The 20708-nt window shown below is 60.6% G+C and carries 19 protein-coding genes and 1 riboswitch; of the genes, 13 read left to right on the top strand and 6 right to left on the bottom strand.

Going from position 1 to position 20708, the window contains the following annotated elements:
- The first annotated feature begins 262 nt into the window (after positions 1-262).
- The 4 genes from pstS to pstB all read left to right on the top strand — a co-directional run bounded on the left by pstS (position 263) and on the right by pstB (position 4013).
- On the top strand, positions 263-1285 hold the full coding sequence (pstS, locus tag AC244Q_RS06650) for a phosphate ABC transporter substrate-binding protein PstS (protein ID WP_113545970.1): 1023 nt from the start codon (positions 263-265) through the stop codon (positions 1283-1285).
- An 87-nt stretch (positions 1286-1372) separates the two neighbouring features.
- Positions 1373-2350: a phosphate ABC transporter permease subunit PstC gene (gene pstC / locus AC244Q_RS06655; protein WP_012756944.1), complete on the top strand. Its 978-nt coding sequence runs from the start codon at positions 1373-1375 to the stop codon at positions 2348-2350.
- Positions 2351-2352: 2 nt separating this feature from the next.
- The gene (gene pstA / locus AC244Q_RS06660) at positions 2353-3210 is read left to right on the top strand and encodes a phosphate ABC transporter permease PstA (protein ID WP_113545968.1); all 858 of its coding nucleotides are present in this window, start codon (positions 2353-2355) and stop codon (positions 3208-3210) included.
- Positions 3207-4013 (top strand): phosphate ABC transporter ATP-binding protein PstB, encoded by an 807-nt coding sequence (gene pstB, locus AC244Q_RS06665; RefSeq protein WP_128406369.1) that lies wholly within the window; start codon positions 3207-3209, stop codon positions 4011-4013. Before pstA ends, pstB begins: the two co-directional genes overlap by 4 nt.
- Before the next feature lie 25 nt (positions 4014-4038).
- Here the strand turns inward: pstB and AC244Q_RS06670 are convergent, their stop codons facing one another.
- Both AC244Q_RS06670 and AC244Q_RS06675 read right to left on the bottom strand, forming a co-directional pair.
- On the bottom strand, positions 4039-5283 hold the full coding sequence (locus AC244Q_RS06670) for a cytochrome P450 (protein WP_128406370.1): 1245 nt from the start codon (positions 5281-5283) through the stop codon (positions 4039-4041).
- Between the two features lie 61 nt (positions 5284-5344).
- A complete protein-coding gene (locus AC244Q_RS06675; RefSeq protein WP_206641072.1) occupies positions 5345-6760 on the bottom strand; it encodes a GGDEF domain-containing protein in 1416 nt (471 codons plus the stop codon).
- Positions 6761-7049: 289 nt separating this feature from the next.
- On the opposite strand from AC244Q_RS06675, the gene clpP reads away from it, so the two are divergent.
- The 6 genes from clpP (at position 7050) to AC244Q_RS06705 (ending at position 16125) form a co-directional block, all read left to right on the top strand.
- Positions 7050-7679, top strand: coding sequence for an ATP-dependent Clp endopeptidase proteolytic subunit ClpP (gene clpP, locus AC244Q_RS06680; RefSeq protein WP_012756949.1), 630 nt, complete (start codon positions 7050-7052; stop codon positions 7677-7679).
- Between the two features lie 303 nt (positions 7680-7982).
- Positions 7983-9260 carry an ATP-dependent Clp protease ATP-binding subunit ClpX gene (gene clpX, locus AC244Q_RS06685; RefSeq protein WP_003547337.1) on the top strand — a complete coding sequence of 426 codons (1278 nt, stop codon included), beginning with the start codon at positions 7983-7985 and terminating at the stop codon, positions 9258-9260.
- A 401-nt stretch (positions 9261-9661) separates the two neighbouring features.
- On the top strand, positions 9662-12079 hold the full coding sequence (gene lon / locus AC244Q_RS06690; RefSeq protein WP_012756950.1) for an endopeptidase La: 2418 nt from the start codon (positions 9662-9664) through the stop codon (positions 12077-12079).
- A gap of 206 nt (positions 12080-12285) precedes the next feature.
- The gene (gene hupB / locus AC244Q_RS06695) at positions 12286-12561 is read left to right on the top strand and encodes a DNA-binding protein HupB (protein WP_003547346.1); all 276 of its coding nucleotides are present in this window, start codon (positions 12286-12288) and stop codon (positions 12559-12561) included.
- A gap of 122 nt (positions 12562-12683) precedes the next feature.
- A riboswitch (FMN riboswitch) is annotated at positions 12684-12838 on the top strand.
- Between the two features lie 82 nt (positions 12839-12920).
- The gene (gene ribN, locus AC244Q_RS06700) at positions 12921-13841 is read left to right on the top strand and encodes a riboflavin transporter RibN (RefSeq protein WP_431674246.1); all 921 of its coding nucleotides are present in this window, start codon (positions 12921-12923) and stop codon (positions 13839-13841) included.
- Between the two features lie 73 nt (positions 13842-13914).
- The gene (locus AC244Q_RS06705; RefSeq protein ID WP_171815678.1) at positions 13915-16125 is read left to right on the top strand and encodes an esterase-like activity of phytase family protein; all 2211 of its coding nucleotides are present in this window, start codon (positions 13915-13917) and stop codon (positions 16123-16125) included.
- A gap of 74 nt (positions 16126-16199) precedes the next feature.
- Here AC244Q_RS06705 and AC244Q_RS06710 read toward each other — a convergent pair whose 3' ends face one another.
- On the bottom strand, positions 16200-17186 hold the full coding sequence (locus AC244Q_RS06710) for an aldo/keto reductase (protein ID WP_012756953.1): 987 nt from the start codon (positions 17184-17186) through the stop codon (positions 16200-16202).
- A 237-nt stretch (positions 17187-17423) separates the two neighbouring features.
- On the opposite strand from AC244Q_RS06710, the gene AC244Q_RS06715 reads away from it, so the two are divergent.
- Complete coding sequence (locus AC244Q_RS06715) at positions 17424-17825, top strand: (R)-mandelonitrile lyase (protein WP_012756954.1); 402 nt, start codon at positions 17424-17426, stop codon at positions 17823-17825.
- A 5-nt stretch (positions 17826-17830) separates the two neighbouring features.
- Here AC244Q_RS06715 and AC244Q_RS06720 read toward each other — a convergent pair whose 3' ends face one another.
- The gene (locus AC244Q_RS06720; RefSeq protein WP_011651366.1) at positions 17831-18436 is read right to left on the bottom strand and encodes a class I SAM-dependent methyltransferase; all 606 of its coding nucleotides are present in this window, start codon (positions 18434-18436) and stop codon (positions 17831-17833) included.
- A gap of 168 nt (positions 18437-18604) precedes the next feature.
- On the opposite strand from AC244Q_RS06720, the gene AC244Q_RS06725 reads away from it, so the two are divergent.
- Positions 18605-18958, top strand: coding sequence for a hypothetical protein (locus AC244Q_RS06725; RefSeq protein ID WP_012756955.1), 354 nt, complete (start codon positions 18605-18607; stop codon positions 18956-18958).
- Between the two features lie 130 nt (positions 18959-19088).
- Positions 19089-19637: a glutathione peroxidase gene (locus tag AC244Q_RS06730; RefSeq protein WP_012756956.1), complete on the top strand. Its 549-nt coding sequence runs from the start codon at positions 19089-19091 to the stop codon at positions 19635-19637.
- 111 nt (positions 19638-19748) lie between these two features.
- On the opposite strand, the gene AC244Q_RS06735 is transcribed toward AC244Q_RS06730, so the two are convergent.
- Positions 19749-19961 carry a hypothetical protein gene (locus tag AC244Q_RS06735; RefSeq protein ID WP_012756957.1) on the bottom strand — a complete coding sequence of 71 codons (213 nt, stop codon included), beginning with the start codon at positions 19959-19961 and terminating at the stop codon, positions 19749-19751.
- A 317-nt stretch (positions 19962-20278) separates the two neighbouring features.
- Entirely contained in the window at positions 20279-20677 is a 399-nt protein-coding gene (locus AC244Q_RS06740) for a hypothetical protein (protein WP_012756958.1), read from the bottom strand.
- Positions 20678-20708 lie beyond the last annotated feature (31 nt).

Here is a 20708-nt window from a genome sequence, read left to right on the forward strand (position 1 = left end):
CAATCCACCACAGCCATGCGTCAATCTATCCCGATGTTTTTGCTAAGGCTTTGTTAAATCCGCGATTCAATGAAAAGGCCGTAACTGCAGCATTCGCGGCACGGCCCACGGTTGGTTGCGACCGTCAAATTCCGTCATCAAACTGTAATAAAACGCGCCTAGCCCGCCTGCTGTGACGGGAATTTCAGCGCCCCAGACAATGGACACCCCCTCCATGGCGCTGGTCTCGTTGTTTTTCAAATCCATTAGGGAAGCGCTTCATATGCTCAGCAATAAACTTCTTTCGGCCTGCCTCGGCGCCGGCCTGGTTGCCGCTCTGGCGGTTTCGGCGTCCGCCGCCGACATCACCGGCGCCGGCTCCACCTTCGTCTATCCCGTCCTGTCCAAATGGTCTGCGGACTACAACAAGCAGACCGGCGACAAGCTGAACTACCAGTCGATCGGTTCGGGCGGTGGCATCGCCCAGGTCAAGGCTGCAACGGTTGACTTCGGCGCGTCCGACGCTCCGATGAAGCCGGAAGACCTGACGACTGGCGGCTTCGGTCAGTTCCCGCTCGTCGTCGGCGGCATCGTGCCCGTCATCAACGTCAAGGGTATCAAGTCGGGCGAACTGAAGCTCACGGGCAAGGTTCTCGCCGACATCTACCTCGGCAATGTCACCAAGTGGAACGACAAGGCCATCGCCGATCTGAATCCCGGCCTGAAACTGCCCGACAGCCAGATCGCCGTCGTCCACCGTTCGGACGGTTCGGGCACCTCCTTCAACTGGACCAACTACTTCTCCAAGGTCAACGAAGACTGGAAGAGCAAGGTCGGCGAAGGGACCGCCGTCAACTGGCCGGTCGGCATCGGCGGCAAGGGCAACGAAGGCGTCGCCGCTTACGTCACCCGCGTCAAGGATTCGATCGGCTACGTCGAATACGCCTACGCTCTGCAGAACAAGCTGCCCTACGTTCTGATCCAGAACGCCGCAGGCCAGTATCCGAAGCCAAATGCGGAAAGCTTCTCGGCTGCTGCCGCCAGCGCCGAATGGACCAAGGCTCAGGACTTCTACCTGATCATGACCAATGCTCCGGGCGAAAAGGCCTGGCCGGTCACCGCCACGACCTGGGCGATCATGTACAAGGAGCCGAAAGATGCGGCTCGCTCCAAGGCTGCCTTCGCCTTCTTCAAGTGGGCGCTCGAAAACGGCCAGAAGGAAGCCTCTGCCCTCGATTACGTTCCGCTTCCGGAAACCCTGGTGAAGCAGATCGAGGATTACTGGACGGCCTCGTTCAAGGGCTGATCCTGACGAAACTGCGGTCGGGGCGGGAAGCGAGGCTTTCCGCCCCGAATGTCTTTGACACCCCTCAAAGCATCAGAGCGTACGGACATGAGCGAAGCAATGGCATCGCTGCCCGCCACAACCGCGGGCGTGAAGCGCCGCGACGGCGCCGCAGGCGATCGTATTTTTTACTGGATAGTTTTCGGCTGCGGCCTGTTTGTTCTTGTCGCACTGTTCACAGCGGCGTTCTCCATGGTCTGGGACGGGTTTCTCGCGTTCCAAACCTTCGGCTTTGGCTTCCTGACCGGCATGGAATGGGATCCGGTTGCCCAGCGGTTCTCGGGCCTAGTACCGATTTACGGCACGCTGGTCACCTCGGCGCTCGCCATGATCATCGGCGTTCCCGTGAGCCTCGGTATCGCCGTTTTCATTACCGAAGTTGCGCCGCGCTCCATTCGCGGCCCGATCGGCGGTGCCATCGAGCTTCTCGCCGGTATCCCCAGCATCATTTACGGCATGTGGGGTCTCTTCACCTTTGCCCCCTTCATGTCGGACTACGTCCAGCCGGTGCTGATCGACTGGCTAGGCCCGATCCCGGTAATCGGCGCATTGTTCACTGGCGCCCCGCTCGGCATCGGCATGCTGACGTCGGGCATCGTGCTGGCAATCATGATCATCCCCTTCGTCTCCTCGGTCACGCGCGACGTCTTCCTGGTCGTCCCAGCGCAGTTGAAGGAATCGGCCTATGCGCTTGGTTCGACCAAGTGGGAAGTGGTGCGCGACATCGTCATCCCGCACACCCGCACCGCGGTCGTCGGCGGCATCTTCCTTGGTCTCGGCCGCGCGCTCGGAGAGACCATGGCGGTCACCTTCGTACTCGGCAACACCCATAACATCGCGGTGTCGCTGATGGAGCCCGGCACGTCGATCGCTGCGACGCTCGCTAACGAATTTGCCGAAGCTTCGGATGACCTCTACAGGTCGTCGCTCTCGGCGCTCGGTCTCATCCTCTTCGTTGTCACCTTCATCGTTCTGGCGGCCGCCAAGCTCATGCTGGTGCGCATGGCAAGACAGAGGGGAGAGTAATCATGACCACTCATTCGGGTTCCCTATACCGTCGTCGCCAGATCGGCAGCATGATCGCACTGTCGCTCTGCGGCATCGCCACCGTGGTCGGCCTGGTCTTTCTGGTTTGGATCCTCTGGACGACGCTGATACACGGCTTGTCCGCGCTCAGCCCCAGTCTCGTCACGGAAATGACGCCGCCGCCCGGCGAAGATGGCGGCGGTCTCGCCAACGCCTTCATGGGCAGCCTGATGATGGTCGCTCTCGCTGTTATCATCGGTACGCCGATCGGCGTGCTGGCCGGCACCTTCCTGTCGGAGTTCAGCCGCGGCAAGAAGATTGGCGAGGCAATCCGCTTCGTCAACGATATCCTGCTTTCGGCGCCGTCGATCATCATCGGCTTGTTTGTCTATGAACTGGTCGTCCGCCCGACGTCACGCTTCTCCGGCTTTGCCGGCGGCATCGCGCTCGCCTTCATCTTCCTGCCGGTCGTGGTGCGCACGACCGACGAGATGCTGCGGCTGGTTCCTGATGTCATGCGTGAGGCAGCACTTTCGCTCGGCATCCCGCGCTGGAAGGTAACGGTCAACATACTCTACCGCGCTGCCTCCACAGGTATCCTGACCGGTATCCTCCTTGCGATCGCCCGCATTTCGGGCGAAACCGCGCCGCTCCTTTTTACGGCTCTGAACAACCAGTATTGGAGCTTGGACATGTCGCAGCCGATGGCGAATATTCCCGTCGTCATCTTCCAGTTCGCTATGAGCCCCTATGAGCAATGGCAGAATCTTGCCTGGGCAGGTGCCTTTGTCATGACGGCGATCGTGCTTCTCCTCAGCGTCGGCTCCCGCGCCATCCTCAACCGCAGGAATGCGAAATGATGCTTGAGAACAAAGCCTTCGAACCTCGTCCCGCCCACCTGGCCACAAGAGTCGACAAGATGGCGCTGACCGGCGTCAACTTCTATTACGGCGAAACCCACGCGATCCGCGACGTCACCCTGAGCTTTCCCGAGCGTCAGGTCTCGGCTCTCATCGGCCCGTCCGGCTGCGGCAAGTCCACGCTGCTGCGCATCCTCAACCGCATCTACATGCTCTACCCGAAGATGCGCGCCACCGGCTCCGTCACGCTCGACGGCCAGAACATCCTTGACCCTGGCTATTCGATGAACGAACTGCGCGCCCGCGTCGGCATGGTCTTCCAGAAGCCGGTGCCCTTTCCGATGTCGATCTACGACAATATCGCCTACGGTATCCGCCACCACGAGCGCATCTCCAAGGCCGAGATGGACGTCCGCGTCGAGCAGGTGCTGCGCTCGGCAGCGCTCTGGGAAGAGGTCAAGGACAAATTGAATGGCAGTGGCCTCGGCCTTTCCGGCGGCCAGCAGCAGCGCCTCTGTATCGCGCGTGCCGTGGCGCTTCGCCCCGAGGTGCTTCTCCTCGACGAGCCGACCTCCGCCCTCGACCCGATCTCGACTGCCAAGGTGGAAGAGCTGGTCGCCCGGCTGAAGACGGAGTTCACTATCGTCATCGTCACCCACAACATGCAGCAGGCAAGCCGCATTTCCGACAATACCGCCTTCATGTATCTGGGCGAACTGGTGGAATACGGCCCGACCGCCGAGATCTTCCAGTCGCCGAAGGTCAAGCGCACGGAAGACTACATCACCGGCCGCTACGGCTGATCTGCGACCCCGGGGGAGGAATGGATCACCATTGCAGATCCAGCCGGTCCAGCCCGTGGAAATGGTAGACATCCTTGACCACAGGTGTCTTTGCCAGCCTCAGACCGGCCAGCCGTTCGAACAGGATCGGCAGCACGACGTTGAGTTCCAGCCGCGCCAGCGGCGCGCCGATGCAGAAATGGATGCCGGCGCCGAAGGAGAGGTTTGCCGCCTCGTTGCGGTCGGGCTTGAAGGTGAGGGGATCGGTGAATTTTGCCGGGTCGAGATTGGCGGCGGCGAGGATGAGGCTGACCTTGTCGCCGCGCTTGAAGGAGATGCCGTCGATTTCGGCCGGCTCCAGGGCCCAGCGCTGGAAGATATGAACAGGCGCGCAGATGCGCAGGGTTTCCTCGACGGTGCGCTCTGTCGTGGCCTCGTCCCGGAAAAGTTCTGCCGGATCGCCGCCGCTGTCGAGAATGGTGCGCACGGAGTTGCCGATCTGGTGCACGGTCGCCTCATGTCCCGCATTGAGCAGCACGATCGTCGTCGACACGAGCTCCTCCTCGGTCAGATACTGGCCCTTGTGCTCGGTGTGGATCATGTGGGTCAGCAGGTCGTCGCGCGGTTCGGCGCGGCGTTCGGCGATCACCGTCTTCACGTAGTCGGAAAATTCCTTCGATGCCCGTTCGGCCTCTTCCTCCTGCTCGCGCGTACGGCCGAACATGTACATGCGGACATAGGCGTGCGACCAGGTAAGCAATTGCGGCCCCATCTCCTCGGGGATGCCGATCATCCGGGCGATCATCGTCACCGGGATGATGTCGGCAAAGGCCGAGAGCAGCTCGACCTCATGCTTCTCCGCGAAGCCGTCGATCAACCGGTTGGCGAGTTCGGCAAGCTCCGGCTTCATCTTCTCCACATGGCGGGAAACGAAGGCGCGGTTGACGAGCGTGCGCAGCCGCGTGTGCTCCGGCGGTTCGAGTTCGAGCAGGGAATACCGTTCCGAAAGATCAAAACTGGCAAGATGCGGCATCGGCTCGGCAAGCCCGAGCTCCTCGCGGCTGGCGATATGCAGGATCTGCCGGCCGAAGCGCCGGTCGCGCAGCAGTCCGTTCACATGGTCGTAACCGGTGAAGAACCACTGTTTTTGCTCGCTCCAGTAGAAGGTCGGGCAGTGGGCGTGAAGTGCGGCATAGACGGCGTTCGGGTCGCCGTAGAAAGCCGGGTTGCGGCTATCAAGCGAGACATGACGGTTGGCGCGGTCGATCGAGAGAAAGGATGGGATCATCATGCCCCGAGCCTTATCGGATTTGCCGGACCTCGGAAAGATGTGAGGCGCGAGGGATCCCGGACTACCCGGCCCGTGACAGCGTGCCCATGCGTCGTAGCGCCTCGACCTGGTCGTCGACCGTCGGCACAAGTTCGCCGGCAGTGCTGCTCGGCGTGGCCGGTGCAGGGGTTGCGGCCTCCGCTTCGCCGAAGGTGACCGTGCAGTTGCGACCGGCGGCCTTCGCCGCATAGAGCGCCCGGTCGGCGGCCGAGATCAGCTTGTCGATATTGGCTTCGATCGAGGAGGCGAGCGCGATGCCGATGCTGACCGTGACCGGAACGATCGCTTCGCCGGTGCTGACGGGAAGACGGCAGAATTCGGTGCGGATCGCTTCCGCGATCGCCTCGGCTTCCGTCTGGTCCGCGACTGCGGCGAAGGCGGCGAATTCCTCACCGCCCATGCGGCCGAAGATGTTGTTTGGAATATACTGGCGGGCCATGTGCGCAAAGGCGGTGAGCACGGCATCGCCGGACTGGTGGCCGAAACGGTCGTTGACGCGCTTGAAATGGTCGAGATCGAAGAGAATCACCGCGACCTGGCGCTGCTCGTTATGAGCTCTTTCCTGGATGCCGTCGAAATAGCCAAGCAGGCCGCGGCGGTTCAGCACGCCGGTCAGCGAATCGGTCAGGGTGAGGGCACGCAGGTGCCGTTCGGAACGCTCCATGATCAGCCGGCAGGTGAACGCGAAGGCGATGGTCAGCAGGAAGGCGCTGGCCATGGCGGAGGCGCCGCCGAGATTGGTCGCCTCGATATCGCTCGGCAGCGTCAGCGCCATCGTCACTGCCGAGCCGAAGCACAGGCAGCCCTGGATGACGAACACGCCCATCAGCTTGATGCGGGTACGCTCACGGCGCATGTCGCCGGCGGCGACCGCCATGGCGAGTGCCGTTGCACCCGTCGCCGAAGCAAGGTTGTAGAGCACCACCCGGTTTGAATAATCGCTGTTGACCCAGGGCAGGAAGACCCCGGCGAGCCAGATTGCCGGCGGCAGCAGTGCCCACCATTCGATCCGCTTGCGGTCGAGCGCCAGAAAACCCGCCACCCAGGCGCTCTGGCCGAGCAGGGCGATGGCATTGCCCGCTTCTATGGAAAGCACGCTGGGGATTTCGCCGCGCAGCGCGACCATCGCAAAGCCGATGCCAGTCAGGAAGAAGCCCAGGCCCCAATAGAGATAGGCCTCGTTCCTGACGTTGTGGCGCCAGGCGACGAACAGCACCAAAGCGAGCGTCATGGCCTCGGAACACCAGATGGCGAGACCTGTAGCGATATTGAACACGGCAGCAACCCCTTGTCGGTCAGTTCGCATCCTTGCCGAGGAAGCTCGCCAGTTCCTTAATGCTGCTGCGCTGCGGCATTGTTTTAGGCCGATATCTGCGGGTAGGCTTTCCGTTGGGTAAACGTGTATGAGCACAGTCGAATAGAGTAAGCCTTCCTTCATCCTGTCATGGAGAAAAGCCGGGGGAGACCGTACCAAGGGCTCGCCGTTAACAGGCGTTTGGGGGAAAGAGGCTACCAGGAGCCGAAGTTCAATGCATATCGCCCGGAAGTGTGCAGCGGTTCCGGGATAACGACAGTATGAAAAGAAGGAGCTTAGCCACCTTGCCCGCCTTCTTAACGTTATCCTCATGCGTGTCTTGAAGAGGAGGGCCGGGACACTCTATGTAGGGGTAAGATATTTTTTCTTTGATTCCCGGCGCCGGCCGGCGAGACGTTGACAAAGGACGCACATGAGAAACCCAGTCGATACCGCAATGGCCCTCGTTCCGATGGTCGTGGAACAGACCAACCGCGGTGAACGCTCCTACGACATCTATTCCCGCCTGTTGAAGGAACGCATCATCTTCCTGACAGGTACCGTCGAGGATCATATGGCGACGCTCGTCTGCGCCCAGCTGCTCTTCCTCGAGGCCGAAAACCCGAAGAAGGAGATCGCCCTCTACATCAATTCGCCCGGTGGCGTCGTCACCGCCGGTATGGCGATCTACGATACGATGCAGTTCATCAAGCCCGCGGTTTCGACGCTCTGCATCGGCCAGGCCGCGTCCATGGGCTCGCTGCTGCTGGCGGCCGGCCACAAGGACATGCGCTTCGCCACGCCGAACTCCCGCATCATGGTGCATCAGCCATCGGGCGGCTTCCAGGGCCAGGCGTCAGACATCGAGCGTCATGCCCGCGACATCCTCAAGATGAAGCGCCGCCTGAACGAGGTCTACGTCAAGCACACCGGCCGCACCTACGAGGAAGTTGAAAAGACGCTCGATCGTGACCATTTCATGGATGCGGACGAAGCCCAGAGCTGGGGCGTGATCGACAAGGTTCTGACGTCGCGCCTCGAAATGGAAGGCGAACAGGCCTAGTAATTAATAGGGATGGTGTTTTCCTCGCCACAGTTCTATCCCATTTGTGATTGAACAAGGGCTTTCATACGGCGACGAAGACGCTAATAGTAGCTATTAATGCTATGTTGAATTTTTATGACATAGCATTCGGCATTCGAAGGGGAGTTCGTTGCCGCCGGGACCAGGACATGATTGGTTGGGCCCGGTTCGTAGCCCCTGAAGCCCTTCTCGGCAAAGGCTCCGGAAACGGAGTGCCGCCAGGAGCTGATAGAGTGGACCGCGATTTCGCCTTGAAATGCGGCGTGCTGGAAGGAAAGTGATATGAGCAAGGTCAGCGGCAGCAACGGCGGCGACTCCAAGAACACTCTTTATTGTTCGTTCTGCGGAAAGAGCCAGCACGAAGTCCGGAAACTGATTGCCGGACCGACCGTCTTCATCTGCGATGAATGCGTCGAATTGTGCATGGACATCATCCGCGAGGAGAACAAGTCCTCGATGGTCAAGTCCCGCGACGGCGTTCCGACGCCCCAGGACATCATCAAGGTCCTCGACGAATACGTCATCGGCCAGCGGCAGGCGAAGAAGATCCTGTCGGTTGCCGTTCACAACCATTACAAGCGCCTGGCGCACGCCTCCAAGAACGGCGAAGTCGAGCTGGCGAAGTCGAACATCATGCTCGTCGGCCCGACCGGCTGCGGCAAGACCTATCTTGCTCAGACGCTCGCCCGCATCATCGACGTTCCCTTCACCATGGCCGACGCGACGACGCTGACCGAGGCCGGTTATGTCGGCGAGGATGTCGAAAACATCATCCTGAAGCTGCTGCAGTCGGCCGACTACAACGTCGAGCGTGCGCAACGCGGCATCGTCTACATCGACGAAGTCGACAAGATTTCGCGCAAGTCCGACAACCCGTCGATCACCCGTGACGTCTCGGGCGAGGGCGTGCAGCAGGCGCTGCTGAAGATCATGGAAGGTACGGTCGCTTCCGTTCCGCCGCAGGGCGGACGCAAGCACCCGCAGCAGGAATTCCTGCAGGTCGACACGACGAACATCCTGTTCATCTGCGGCGGCGCTTTTGCCGGCCTCGACAAGATCATCTCTGCCCGTGGCGAGAAGACCTCGATCGGCTTCGGCGCCTCGGTCAAGTCGCAGGATGACCGCCGCGTCGGCGAGGTCCTGCGCGAACTGGAGCCTGAAGATCTGGTCAAGTTCGGCCTCATCCCTGAGTTCATCGGCCGTCTGCCGGTTCTGGCGACGCTCGAGGACCTCGATGAGGACGCGCTGATCCAGATCCTGTCCGAGCCGAAGAATGCGCTGATCAAGCAGTATCAGCGCCTGTTCGAGATGGAAGACGTGGAACTGAACTTCCACGAGGACGCTCTTCGCGAAATCGCCCGCAAGGCGATCGTGCGCAAGACCGGCGCCCGCGGCCTTCGCTCGATCATGGAGAAGATCCTGCTCGACACGATGTTCGAACTGCCGACGCTGGAAGGCGTGCGCGAGGTCGTCATCTCCGAGGAAGTGGTGCGCGGTTCGGCCCGTCCGCTTTACATCTATGCCGATCGCCAGGAAGAAAAGGCCAACGCTTCGGCGTGAGCTTGGGCTTTCGTGTGATTATTTTGGGGGCTTGCCATTGGCAGGCCCCTTTCTATTTGAAAAACCATGCGAAGCGCTGTTAGTATTTGCCGGTGGGAACCGAAATTGCCTTTGCCGATGTTGCGGAAGGGGTCGTGCTTGGCAATGATGCAATGATCCGTAAGCCTCTTGCTGGCGTTTGCATTTTAGCCGGGTCGGAAGTGGTAAGCGCCGGTCCAGCCACGCGCTTCATAGTGTTGGCGTTCCGTTGTAATAAAGCTGTCACATCCGAGGGACGCGGGCGTTAGCGTGGCTTGAAAAGCGTAGTCAGAACCTCCACTTGTAGCAACAAGTGAGATTGCCGGCCGGTCCCAAGCGGCCGTGCAGAGAGCCCGGCAACGGGACGATGGAAAGGACATAAAATGACGAAGAAAACGTCTGTAGCGAGCAGCACTGCCTACCCTGTTCTGCCCCTGCGCGACATCGTGGTTTTCCCGCATATGATCGTGCCGCTGTTCGTCGGACGGGAAAAGTCGATCCGTGCGCTCGAAGAGGTCATGGGTTCCGACAAGCAGATCATGCTGGTAACGCAGATCAATGCTAGCGACGACGATCCGGATCCTTCCGCGATCCACAATGTCGGCACCGTGGCGAACGTGCTGCAGCTCTTGAAGCTGCCCGACGGCACCGTGAAGGTTCTGGTGGAAGGCCGCGCCCGCGCCGAGATCGACACCTATACCAGCCGCGAGGATTTCTATGAGGCGCTCGGCCATGTGCTCGAGGAGCCGCACGACGATCCGGTCGAACTGGAAGCCCTGTCGCGTTCGGTCGTCTCCGAATTCGAGAGCTATGTGAAGCTCAACAAGAAGATTTCGCCCGAAGTGGTCGGCGCCGCCAGCCAGATCGACGACTATTCCAAGCTCGCCGATACGGTTGCCTCGCATCTGTCGATCAAGATCACCGAGAAGCAGGAGATGCTGGAGACCACCAGCGTCAAGCAGCGCCTCGAAAAGGCTCTCGGCTTCATGGAAGGCGAGATCTCGGTCCTGCAGGTCGAAAAGCGCATCCGTTCGCGCGTCAAGCGCCAGATGGAAAAGACCCAGCGCGAATACTACCTCAATGAACAGATGAAGGCGATCCAGAAGGAACTCGGAGACGGCGAAGAAGGCCGCGACGAGATGAGCGAACTGGAAGAGCGCATCTCCAAGACCAAGCTGTCCAAGGAAGCCCGTGAAAAGGCCGATGCGGAGCTGAAGAAGCTGCGCCAGATGAGCCCGATGTCGGCGGAAGCCACCGTGGTGCGCAATTATCTGGACTGGCTGCTCGGCATTCCCTGGGGCAAGAAGTCGAAGATCAAGGCCGATCTCAACAATGCCGAGAAGATCCTCGAAGCCGATCACTTCGGTCTCGACAAGGTCAAGGAGCGCATCGTCGAATATCTGGCTGTGCAGGCCCGCGCCACCAAAATCAAGGGCCCGATCCTCTGCCTCGTCGGCCCTCCGGGCGTCGGCAAGACCTCGCTCGCCCAGTCGATCGCCAAGGCGACCGGCCGTGAGTATGTGCGTATGGCGCTTGGCGGCGTTCGTGACGAAGCCGAAATCCGCGGTCACCGCCGCACCTATATCGGCTCTATGCCCGGCAAGGTCATCCAGTCGATGAAGAAGGCTAAGAAGTCCAACCCGCTATTCTTGCTCGACGAAATCGACAAGCTCGGCCAGGACTATCGCGGCGATCCGTCTTCGGCTCTGCTCGAAGTGCTCGATCCGGCGCAGAACATGACCTTCATGGATCACTATCTGGAAGTCGAATACGACCTGTCGGATGTGATGTTCATCACGACGGCGAATACGCTGAACATTCCAGCGCCTCTGATGGACCGCATGGAGATCATCCGTATCGCCGGCTACACAGAGGATGAAAAGCGCGAAATCGCCAAGCGGCACCTGTTGCCGAAGGCCATCAAGGAACATGCGTTGCAGCCGGAAGAATTCTCGGTCAGTGACGACGCCCTGATGTCGATCAGCCAGCATTACACCCGCGAAGCCGGCGTCCGCAACTTCGAGCGCGAGCTGATGAAACTCGCCCGCAAGGCGGTCACCGAGATCATCAAGGGCAAGACGAAGGCCGTTCACGTGACGGCTGCCAACATCTCCGACTATCTGGGCGTCCCGCGCTTCCGCCATGGCGAAGCAGAGGGCGAGGATCAGGTTGGCGTCGTGACCGGTCTTGCCTGGACGGAAGTCGGCGGCGAGCTGCTGACCATCGAAGGTGTGATGATGCCGGGCAAGGGCCGCATGACGGTCACCGGCAATCTGAAGGAAGTCATGAAGGAATCGATCTCGGCAGCGGCCTCCTATGTCCGCTCGCGCGCTGTCGATTTCGGCATCGAGCCGCCGCGCTTCGACAAGAGCGACATCCACGTGCACGTGCCGGAAGGCGCAACCCCGAAGGATGGTCCCTCGGCTGGTGTCGCCATGGCAACCGCGATCGTCTCGATCATGACCGGCATCCCCGTGGACAGGCATGTGGCCATGACCGGTGAAATCACGCTTCGTGGCCGTGTGCTGCCGATCGGCGGTCTCAAGGAAAAGCTGCTCGCAGCGCTTCGCGGCGGCATCAAGAAGGTGCTGATTCCGGAGGAAAACGCCAAGGACCTGGCGGAGATTCCTGACAACGTGAAGAACAACATGGAGATCATCCCGGTATCCCGCATGGGCGAGGTGATCAAGCACGCGCTGATCCGGCGGCCGGAGCCAATCGAATGGGATGGCACGGTGGAAACGCCGGTCATCACATCGGTCGAAGGCCTCGATGAGACAGGCGCAACCATAGCGCATTGAGTGGCCTTTGCCACATTTATGCCCAATTGGCCCAAAACACGGAAAAAGGCTGGCGGAAACGCCAGCCTTTTTTGTGAAAACGTCATGTAGACGCTTGCTTTTCCTTGATTTGCAGGGCTTTTGGGTTTTCGGCGGGCCTGATGAAACCTATTCTGCGCCTAGCTTACTTTTGAGTCGTTTCATACCATTTAGAAAGGGGTGGAAACATGAACAAGAATGAACTCGTGTCCGCAGTAGCCGAAAAGGCAGGACTGACGAAGTCTGACGCGGCTTCCGCTGTTGACGCGGTTTTCGACGTTGTCCAGGCTGAACTCAAGAACAAGGGCGACATTCGCCTCGCGGGTTTCGGCAGCTTCACCGTTTCTCATCGTGCCGCATCGAAGGGCCGTAACCCGTCGACGGGCGCTGAAGTCGACATTCCGGCTCGCAACGTGCCGAAATTCACGCCCGGCAAGGGCCTGAAGGACGCCGTCAACGGCTGATCTGAGATTATCCGCCAGCCGGAAACGAGACCGGTTGTGTAGGATTTGAGAGGGGTTCGGCTTTGCCGGACCCCTTTTGTTTGGGCGGATCTTGCCGTCGCGGGGGCTTTGATCTACGACAGTTCTGTTCTCAGGGCGGGGTGAAACTCCCCACCGGCGGTAAGGGTTTCGGCCTGAGCCCGCGAGCGCCTTCTTTCGCGCCCATGCGGAGGAGGGGTCAGCAGATCCGGTGTGATTCCGGAGCCGACGGTTAAAGTCCGGATGGAAGAGAATGAGTGTCGGCCACGCGGAGGGCAGGGTTGCCCTGTGTCGCTTGGTCGTGGCTCATGCGTCCTGATTTATGTTGGTCCCTGTTTTGGATGAAAGACATGAATCAGACTTCTGTTGCCGTCGAGCCGTCCCGCGCCGTTGTCGGTGCCATCTGGATGGTCCTTGCCGGCATTGCCTTTTCGCTTCTCAACGTCGTCACCCAATGGCTGACGATGAAGCTTGCCTTTCCCTCGGCGTCCGCAGCCTTCTGGCAATATGGCTTCGCCTTCCTGTTTTCGCTGCCGTTCCTGAAGAGGCTCGGCCTTGCGGCGATGCGCACGCATTATCCTTGGCGTCACCTCGCGCGCGTCGCGCTTGCCGCGCTCGGCGTCGAGGCCTGGGTCGCCGGCCTTGCCACGGTGCCGATCTGGCAGGCGATCGCACTGGTGATGACCTCGCCCTTCTTCATCATTCTGGGCGCCCGGCTTTTCCTCGGGGAGCGCGTGGGCCCGGCCCGCTGGGCCGCGACGGCAGCGGGTTTCACCGGAGCGATGATCATTCTGCAGCCATGGTCTGATGGTTTTGGCTGGGCGGCTCTCTTGCCTGTGCTTTCGGCGCTGCTGTGGGGCGCCTCGTCGCTGATCACCAAGAGCCTGACAGGCATCGAACGGCCAGAGACGATCACCGTCTGGCTGCTCGTTCTGCTGACGCCGATAAATGGCGGGCTGGCGCTTGCGGCAGGCTTTGCAGTGCCGACGGGCGCAACCCTTGCCCTGTTCCTGCTGGCGGGGCTGCTGACCGCGGTAGCGCAGTATTTCCTGACGCTAGCCTATGCCGCAGCGGATGCCGCCTATGTCCAGCCGTTCGACGATCTGAAGCTGCCGTTGAACGTGCTGGCCGGTTGGCTGTTCTTCGGTTATGCGCCGGCGGGTTATCTCTGGCTGGGAGCGGCTCTCATCTTGTCTGCTTCGCTGTTCATCATGCGAAACGAGATGCGCCGGGAGCGCAAACCAGAGCCTGACATGATCTGACGCAAAATGCCGCATCTGTCATGCCTCTGTCATGCCGCTCGCGCAGAAAACTCATGTTTCGAATGTTCGACACATGGGGGATTTCATGACAATTTCATCGCGCAAGGCAGCGCTCGCTGCCGTGCTTCTCGCATCCGTCGCCTTTCCGGCCGCGGCCGAGCCGGTTTTCAACCGCATCGCTTCCTTCCCGGTCGCAGAGAACCTGCCTGTTGATAAGGACAAGCTTTCGGTGAGCTCCGCCGAGATCATCACCGCGACCGAAGACGGCAACACGCTGATCTATAGCGACAGCCCGCTCGGCGCGATCGGCTTTATCGACATTACCGATGCCAAGGCCCCGAAGGCCGGCGGCGCGCTGATGATGGACGGCGAGCCGACATCGGTCACCTGGAGCGCCGGCAAGGCACTGGTTGCCGTCAACACCTCCGAAAGCAAGGCCAAGCCCTCGGGCCGTCTCGCGATCGTCGACGTGGCGACCAAGAAGATCGAAAACACCTGCGATCTCGGTGGTCAGCCGGATTCGATCGCCCTCAACAAGGACAAGACGCTAGGCACCATCGCAATCGAAAATGAACGCGACGAAGACATCAATGACGGCAAGATCCCGCAGATGCCGGCCGGCGATCTCGTCGTCTTCCAGGTCAAGAACGGCACCGTCGATTGCGGCACTATCAAGCACGTGACGCTGGCCGGGCTTACCGGCGTCGCCCCTGAAGATCCGGAGCCGGAATTCGTCGCCTTCAACAGCCTGAACGAGATTGCCCTGACGCTGCAGGAAAACAACGAGATCGTCATCATCGACGCCAACACGGCTGAAGTGAAGACGCATTTCTCCGCCGGCAGCGTCGATCTCACCGGCATCGACACCAAGCGTGACGGCGCCCTGAAATTCTCGGGCGAAGCCAAGGGCGTGCCGCGCGAGCCCGATGCCGTGAAGTGGCTTGACGACAACCGCCTCGTCGTCGCCAATGAAGGCGACTACCAGGGCGGCTCGCGCGGCTTCACCATTTTCGACAGGACGGGCAAGCTTCTCTACGAATCGGGCGCATCCTTCGAACGCGCCGTCGCCCATATCGGCCACTATCCGGAAAGCCGTTCGGGATCGAAGGGCGTCGAGCCGGAAGGCCTCGAAGCCGCCAAGTTCGGCGACGACAAGTATTTCTTCCTGCTCGCCGAACGTGCCTCGGTCGTCGGCGTCTATAAGGATACCGGCGCCGATCCCGAACTCGTCCAGCTGCTGCCATCAGGCATTTCGCCGGAAGGCGCGATCGCCATTCCCGCCCGCAATCTTCTTGCGACCGCCAACGAGCTCGATCTCGGCAAGGACGGCGGCACGCGCTCGCATGTGATGATCTACGAGCGTTCGGAAGGCGAGAAGGCCTATCCGCAGATCGTCTCCGCCGAGAAGGATGGCAATCCGATCGGCTTTGCTGCCCTTTCGGGTCTCGCCGCCGTTCCGGGCAAGCCAGGCATGCTCTACGCCGTCAGCGACAGCGTTCTGGGCTCGCAGCCGACGATCTACACGATCGACGCCAGCAAGAAGCCGGCCGTCATCACCGACGCCCTCGTCGTCAAGCGTGACGGTGCCCCGGCTCAGAAGCTCGACATCGAAGGCATCGCGGCTGCCGCCGATGGCTCCTTCTGGCTCGCCTCGGAAGGCTACAGCGAGCGTCTCGTCCCGCACGCCCTCTACAACGTCAATGCCAAGGGCGACATCAAGGCCGAGATCGCGCTGCCGAAGGAGCTCGTCGCCAACGAAATCCGCTACGGCTTCGAAGGCGTGGCCATTGTCGGCACCGGCGACGACACCACGCTTTGGATGGCGGTCCAGCGCGAGTGGAGCGACGACGAGAAGGGCTTCGTCAAGCTCGTCTCCTACAATCCGAAGAAGAAGGAATGGGGTGCCGTTCGCTATCCGCTCGACAAGACGGAAAGCGGCTGGGTCGGTCTGTCGGAAATTTCGGCCGAGGGCGACAGCGTCTACATCATCGAGCGCGACAACCTCGTCGGCGATGCCGCCAGGCTGAAGAAGCTCTACAAGGTCGCGATATCAGAGCTGAAGCCCGCCAAGCTCGGCGGTGAGCTGCCGGTCGTCAAGAAGACCGAAGCCCACGACTTCCTCGGCGAGCTGAAGTCTGCCACCAACGGCTATGTGTTGGACAAGCTCGAAGGCTTCACCTTCGACGCATCGGGCAAGCCCTACGCGGTCACCGACAATGACGGCGTCAGCGACTCCTCCGGCGAGACCCTGTTCTTCCCGGTCGACCTGGTCGGCACGAACTGAGCTTCTGACGGTTCCACCACATGAAAATGGCCGGGTAAAACCCGGCCATTTTTTCGTTTCGGAGTATTGGATTCCTACCAGCGCTGATGCACATGCGGCGCGATCAGCCGCTCGTAGATCTCGCGCGTTGCGGCCATGACATCGGCCGAAAGCGGCGCAAGGTCGGCGGCGGCCGCGTTGGCCTTGGCCTGCTCGGCATTGCGGGCGCCGGGGATGACGACGGTGACGGCGTCGCTCATCAGGATCCAGCGGAGCGCGAAGGCAGCCATGGTCGCGCCCTCGGGCACCAGCTTGCGCACCTCTTCCACCGCCTGCAGGCCGACCTCGAAGGGAACGCCGGCAAAGGTCTCGCCGACATCGAAGGCTTCGCCGTTGCGGTTGAAATTGCGGTGGTCGTCGCTGGCAAAATGTGTGTCCCGGGTGATCTTGCCGGAGAGAAGACCGCTTGCGAGCGGCACACGGGCGATGATCGCCACATTGCTGCGGCGTGCTTCCTGGAAGAACAGATGGTCGGGGCGCTGGCGGAAGATGTTGTAGATGATCTGGATGCTGACGACGCCGGGATATTCGATTGCCTTCAGCCCGTCTTCGACCTTTTCGACGCTGACGCCGTAACCCTTGATCTTGCCGGCCTTCTGCAGCGCGTTCAGGCCCTCGAAGATCTCCGGCCGGTAAAGCGCGTCGCGCGGCGGGCAGTGGAGCTGCACGAGGTCGAGGCTGTCGACGGCAAGATTCGTCAGGCTGCGGTCGATAAAGCCTTCGAGATTAGCCTTTGTGTAGCCTTCGGCGACATGCGGGTTGAGGCGGCGGCCGACCTTGGTGGCGACCATCGGCCGTTCACCGCCACGCGTCTTCAGCACGTCGGCGATGATCTTTTCCGAGCGGCCGTCGCCATAGACATCGGCCGTATCGATGAATGTCATGCCGGCATCGAGCGCGGCATTCAACGCCGCGCGTCCGTCCGCCTCGCTGATATCGCCCCAGGAGCCGCCGATCTGCCAGGCCCCGAAGCCGACATTGGTGACGGTGAAAGGCATGCGGCCAAAAGCATGGTGTTTCATGAAAAATCCTCCCTACAGCATGTCGCCCGGAAGTGTGTGGGGACAACGACATGCATAAAAACAAAGAGCCAAAGCGCGTCGGATGATTCAAGCAAGATGCGACGCACTGATGAAAGACAATGGCACTATCAGCCGGGTGACTTTGCGGCAATTGTCGATCCGGCTTTGATTGGTCGCCTCGATGAAATAACGTCGCGATATAAGGCTTCAACCGCAATGGATGGAAAAGGACAGATCATGGAGATCAAACCCGCCGGCTCTCGCCCCTCGACGAAGCCACCGGCCGATTATTTCACCGGCGCCGTTCGCCAGGATCCGCTGATGGAAACGCCGGCGCCGGCACGGGCGAGGGCGGTCTCCGTCACCTTCGAACCCGGCGCCCGCACGGCCTGGCATACGCACCCGCTCGGCCAGACGCTGATCGTGACATCAGGCAAGGGCCTCGCCCAGAGTTGGGGTGGGGACATCCGCGAGATCCGCGCCGGCGATACCGTCTGGTTCGCGCCGGGCGAAAAACACTGGCACGGTGCTGCCCCGGATACGGCGATGACGCATATCGCCATCCATGAAGCGCTGGACGGCAGCCACGTCGACTGGATGGAAAAGGTCAGCGACGAGCAATATTCCGGTAAAATTTGAGCTGATCAGAGTCGCTTCAGGCAATAGGAAAAATGCGCGTGCGATTCGACCGTCAGGAACTCGAATTGCCAGCCGTAATCCTTGCAGAACTTGGTGACCGCCTCGACGACGCCGTAGACGATCGGCTTGACCGTATTGCCGGTGCAGAAATCATGCCCGGCAATGCGCCCCGTCCGCTTCACTTTCTTTTCGCAGAGCAGCAGTTCCTGCCAGGTGAGCTCGAAGGAATGATCGGTATCGATATAGGCCCAGTCGAGGAAATCGTCCTCGAATTCGGCAAGCTTTTCGAGTGAGGTCCCTTGCATCAGGTGCAGCCGGCCGGCCTCGATCTCGGCCGCGAAATTCGTGTGGATCGAGTCGAGCCCGGAGCTGTAGCGATCCATCGACCAGGGATCGATGAGGTAGAGTTGCGCCGGGCGGTTCTTTTCCAGGATCTCCGCCGTATATTCGCCGAAGGCTGCTCCCACCTCGACGCCGATGCCGCCGTTCGGAATCCGATAGAGCAGCTCGCCGCGATCCGGCAGCAGACGGGCATTTTCCATGTGGTGGGCGCTGAGCGGGGTGCGCGGCATGCTCGCCCGGAGCGCCTGCCTTTCTTCACGTGTCTTCATCTCTGATCTCGGGATTGCGGGCGACTGACGGCGGCCCTGATGCGGTTTGACGGGAAGGTAGGAGCAGCCGGCACCGATGACAACCGCATGACAGGAATTTGCTTCTTTCGAACAAACCGCTAAGTTCCATCTGTGAACTGACGAAAAAGCCTCGGGAGGAGCGATTTCATGAAACGCATGTGGCCTGAAGAATTCAACGCCATCATCAGCGGAGCTGAGGAGGTGATGTTGGAAACACCAGCCGAGGCCGGCGAAGCGCCGCTGCAGCGCAAGGCGCTGAAGGCGCGAATCACCATGCAGGATTACGAGCGGATCTGGCCGCTCGCCGAAATGCGCTTCCGGCTTGGCGAAAGAGATGGCAAGGCCGTCACGCTGATCACCACCAATCCCCATTACCACGCCTGGCACCCGAAGGACGGCGGCAGCGTCGATTCCGTGTCGGACAGCGGCCGCCATTACAAGACGGATTATCTCGTCGTGCACTTCCTGCTCGATGACGTGAAGGAAACATCCCCCGCTTGATGTTGCTCAGATCCGGTGCCGGCCACGGCACCGGTCTTCTGTTGACGCCGAGTTGATCCCGCCGCTGATGACAACGGCGGCGATATCGCTAAGTTTGGCGACCCATATCCTTACGAAATTGGAGGTTCCCGTGACGGGCAATGTGCTGGATATCCCGGTCAAGACTGTGGATGGTCGTGAGACCGCGCTCAACGAATACAAGGGCAGAGTGCTCTTGGTCGTCAATGTCGCCTCGAAATGTGGGCTGACCGTCCAATATGAGGGGTTGGAAAAACTCTATGGGGAAAAGCGCGAGCGCGGCTTTGTCATCGCTGCCTTTCCCGCCAATGACTTCAAGGGCCAGGAGCCCGGCACCGACGCCGAGATCCTCGATTTCTGCACCAGCACCTACGACGTCACCTTCCCGATCTTCTCGAAGATCTCGGTCAAGGGCGAGGCCCAGCACCCGCTTTACCGGCAACTGACCAAGTCGGGCGTGAAGACGACGGGTGACGGACCAATGCGCGAACGCTTGAAATCCCATGGGCTGACCGGCGGAGATGAGGAAGACATCCTCTGGAACTTCGAAAAATTCCTGATCGGCCGCGACGGCAAAGTCGCCGCCCGATTCGCGCCGGATGTGACGGCGGATGATTCGCGGCTGGTTTCCGCTGTGGATAAAGAACTCGCGAAGGCATGAATGGAGGGCGATGAGCACCCACCGGACAGCGGGATGCTCATCGCCCCGATCACGCTCTCACATCTCAGTCGGAGAAAACGAGAAAGCGCATCCGGCGCCGTTCCAAGATCCTCAGATCCCAAGCACGGTCACAAGCGGGGGCGTAAAGTCCTTGAAGCCCACTCTCGGCCAGTCACACCTCTTGTCGAATTTCGTCTTTGGTTCGTGGCGCTGACATTGCGGATTCGTCTTGAATGCATATCCGGGCAGGGTGACGTATGTGGCGCTTGGCGCGCCAAGGGCAATCGCGATGCACAGCATCAATGCGGAGCGCAGGGTCCTCATGGCACACCTCCAGGCGTGATGAACCTTCAAGCGCGGAGACTTTCCGGGCCGCGAATATTCCCACTTTTGCCGGCCCCTATCCATTCGCCCAATAGGAGGTGGCGCGGCGGCCGGGAGTAGTCCGTTTTGGTAGAGCGCTGGCTTTTCAGGCGGCGGGCCGCATCTGAACTTGCCGGCGTGACGCCTTGCTGCGCTGGAACGTGTTGCCGAACGCTGCCTCGAATTCGTGGTCGACAGTCTCTGCAGATGTAGGTGAACGTGTGGGAGCCAACCCTGTCGCGAGGCCTCGTAGGAGGCGACGCATAGCGATCACGATGTCACATCTGCGTCAGAGAAAATGAGAAGGCGCATCGGGCGCCGCTCATAAATGAAACGCGGTTTTGGAAAAACGAAAACGTATATTCATCGCCGCTTTGACCGCTGTCTTTGAAAGACGCGGGGAATCGGCTGATTGTGCTTAAGACGCCGCGCTGGCTGGTTTTCTTGATTTCCAGGCTGCAGGCTGAATTGTCGGCATCGACCGAAAAATTAATCGGCAGATCTGACGGCATTCTCAGGAGATAGGTCCTGGCTTCACGCGCCGGGGTTTCTCCCGAGGTCGTGATCGTCTGGTTTGCGGCAGACAGGAAAACCTCTAGCGCCGGCTCTCTGGCAATGCACGGTGGCGCAGCCACGCTGGCGAGAAGCAGCGCAGAGATGATCGCAACGGTTTTCATGAGGTGTCTCCTGACGAAACACCTTGCGCAG

The sequence above is a fragment of the Rhizobium sp. CB2179 genome, assembly GCF_057653455.1.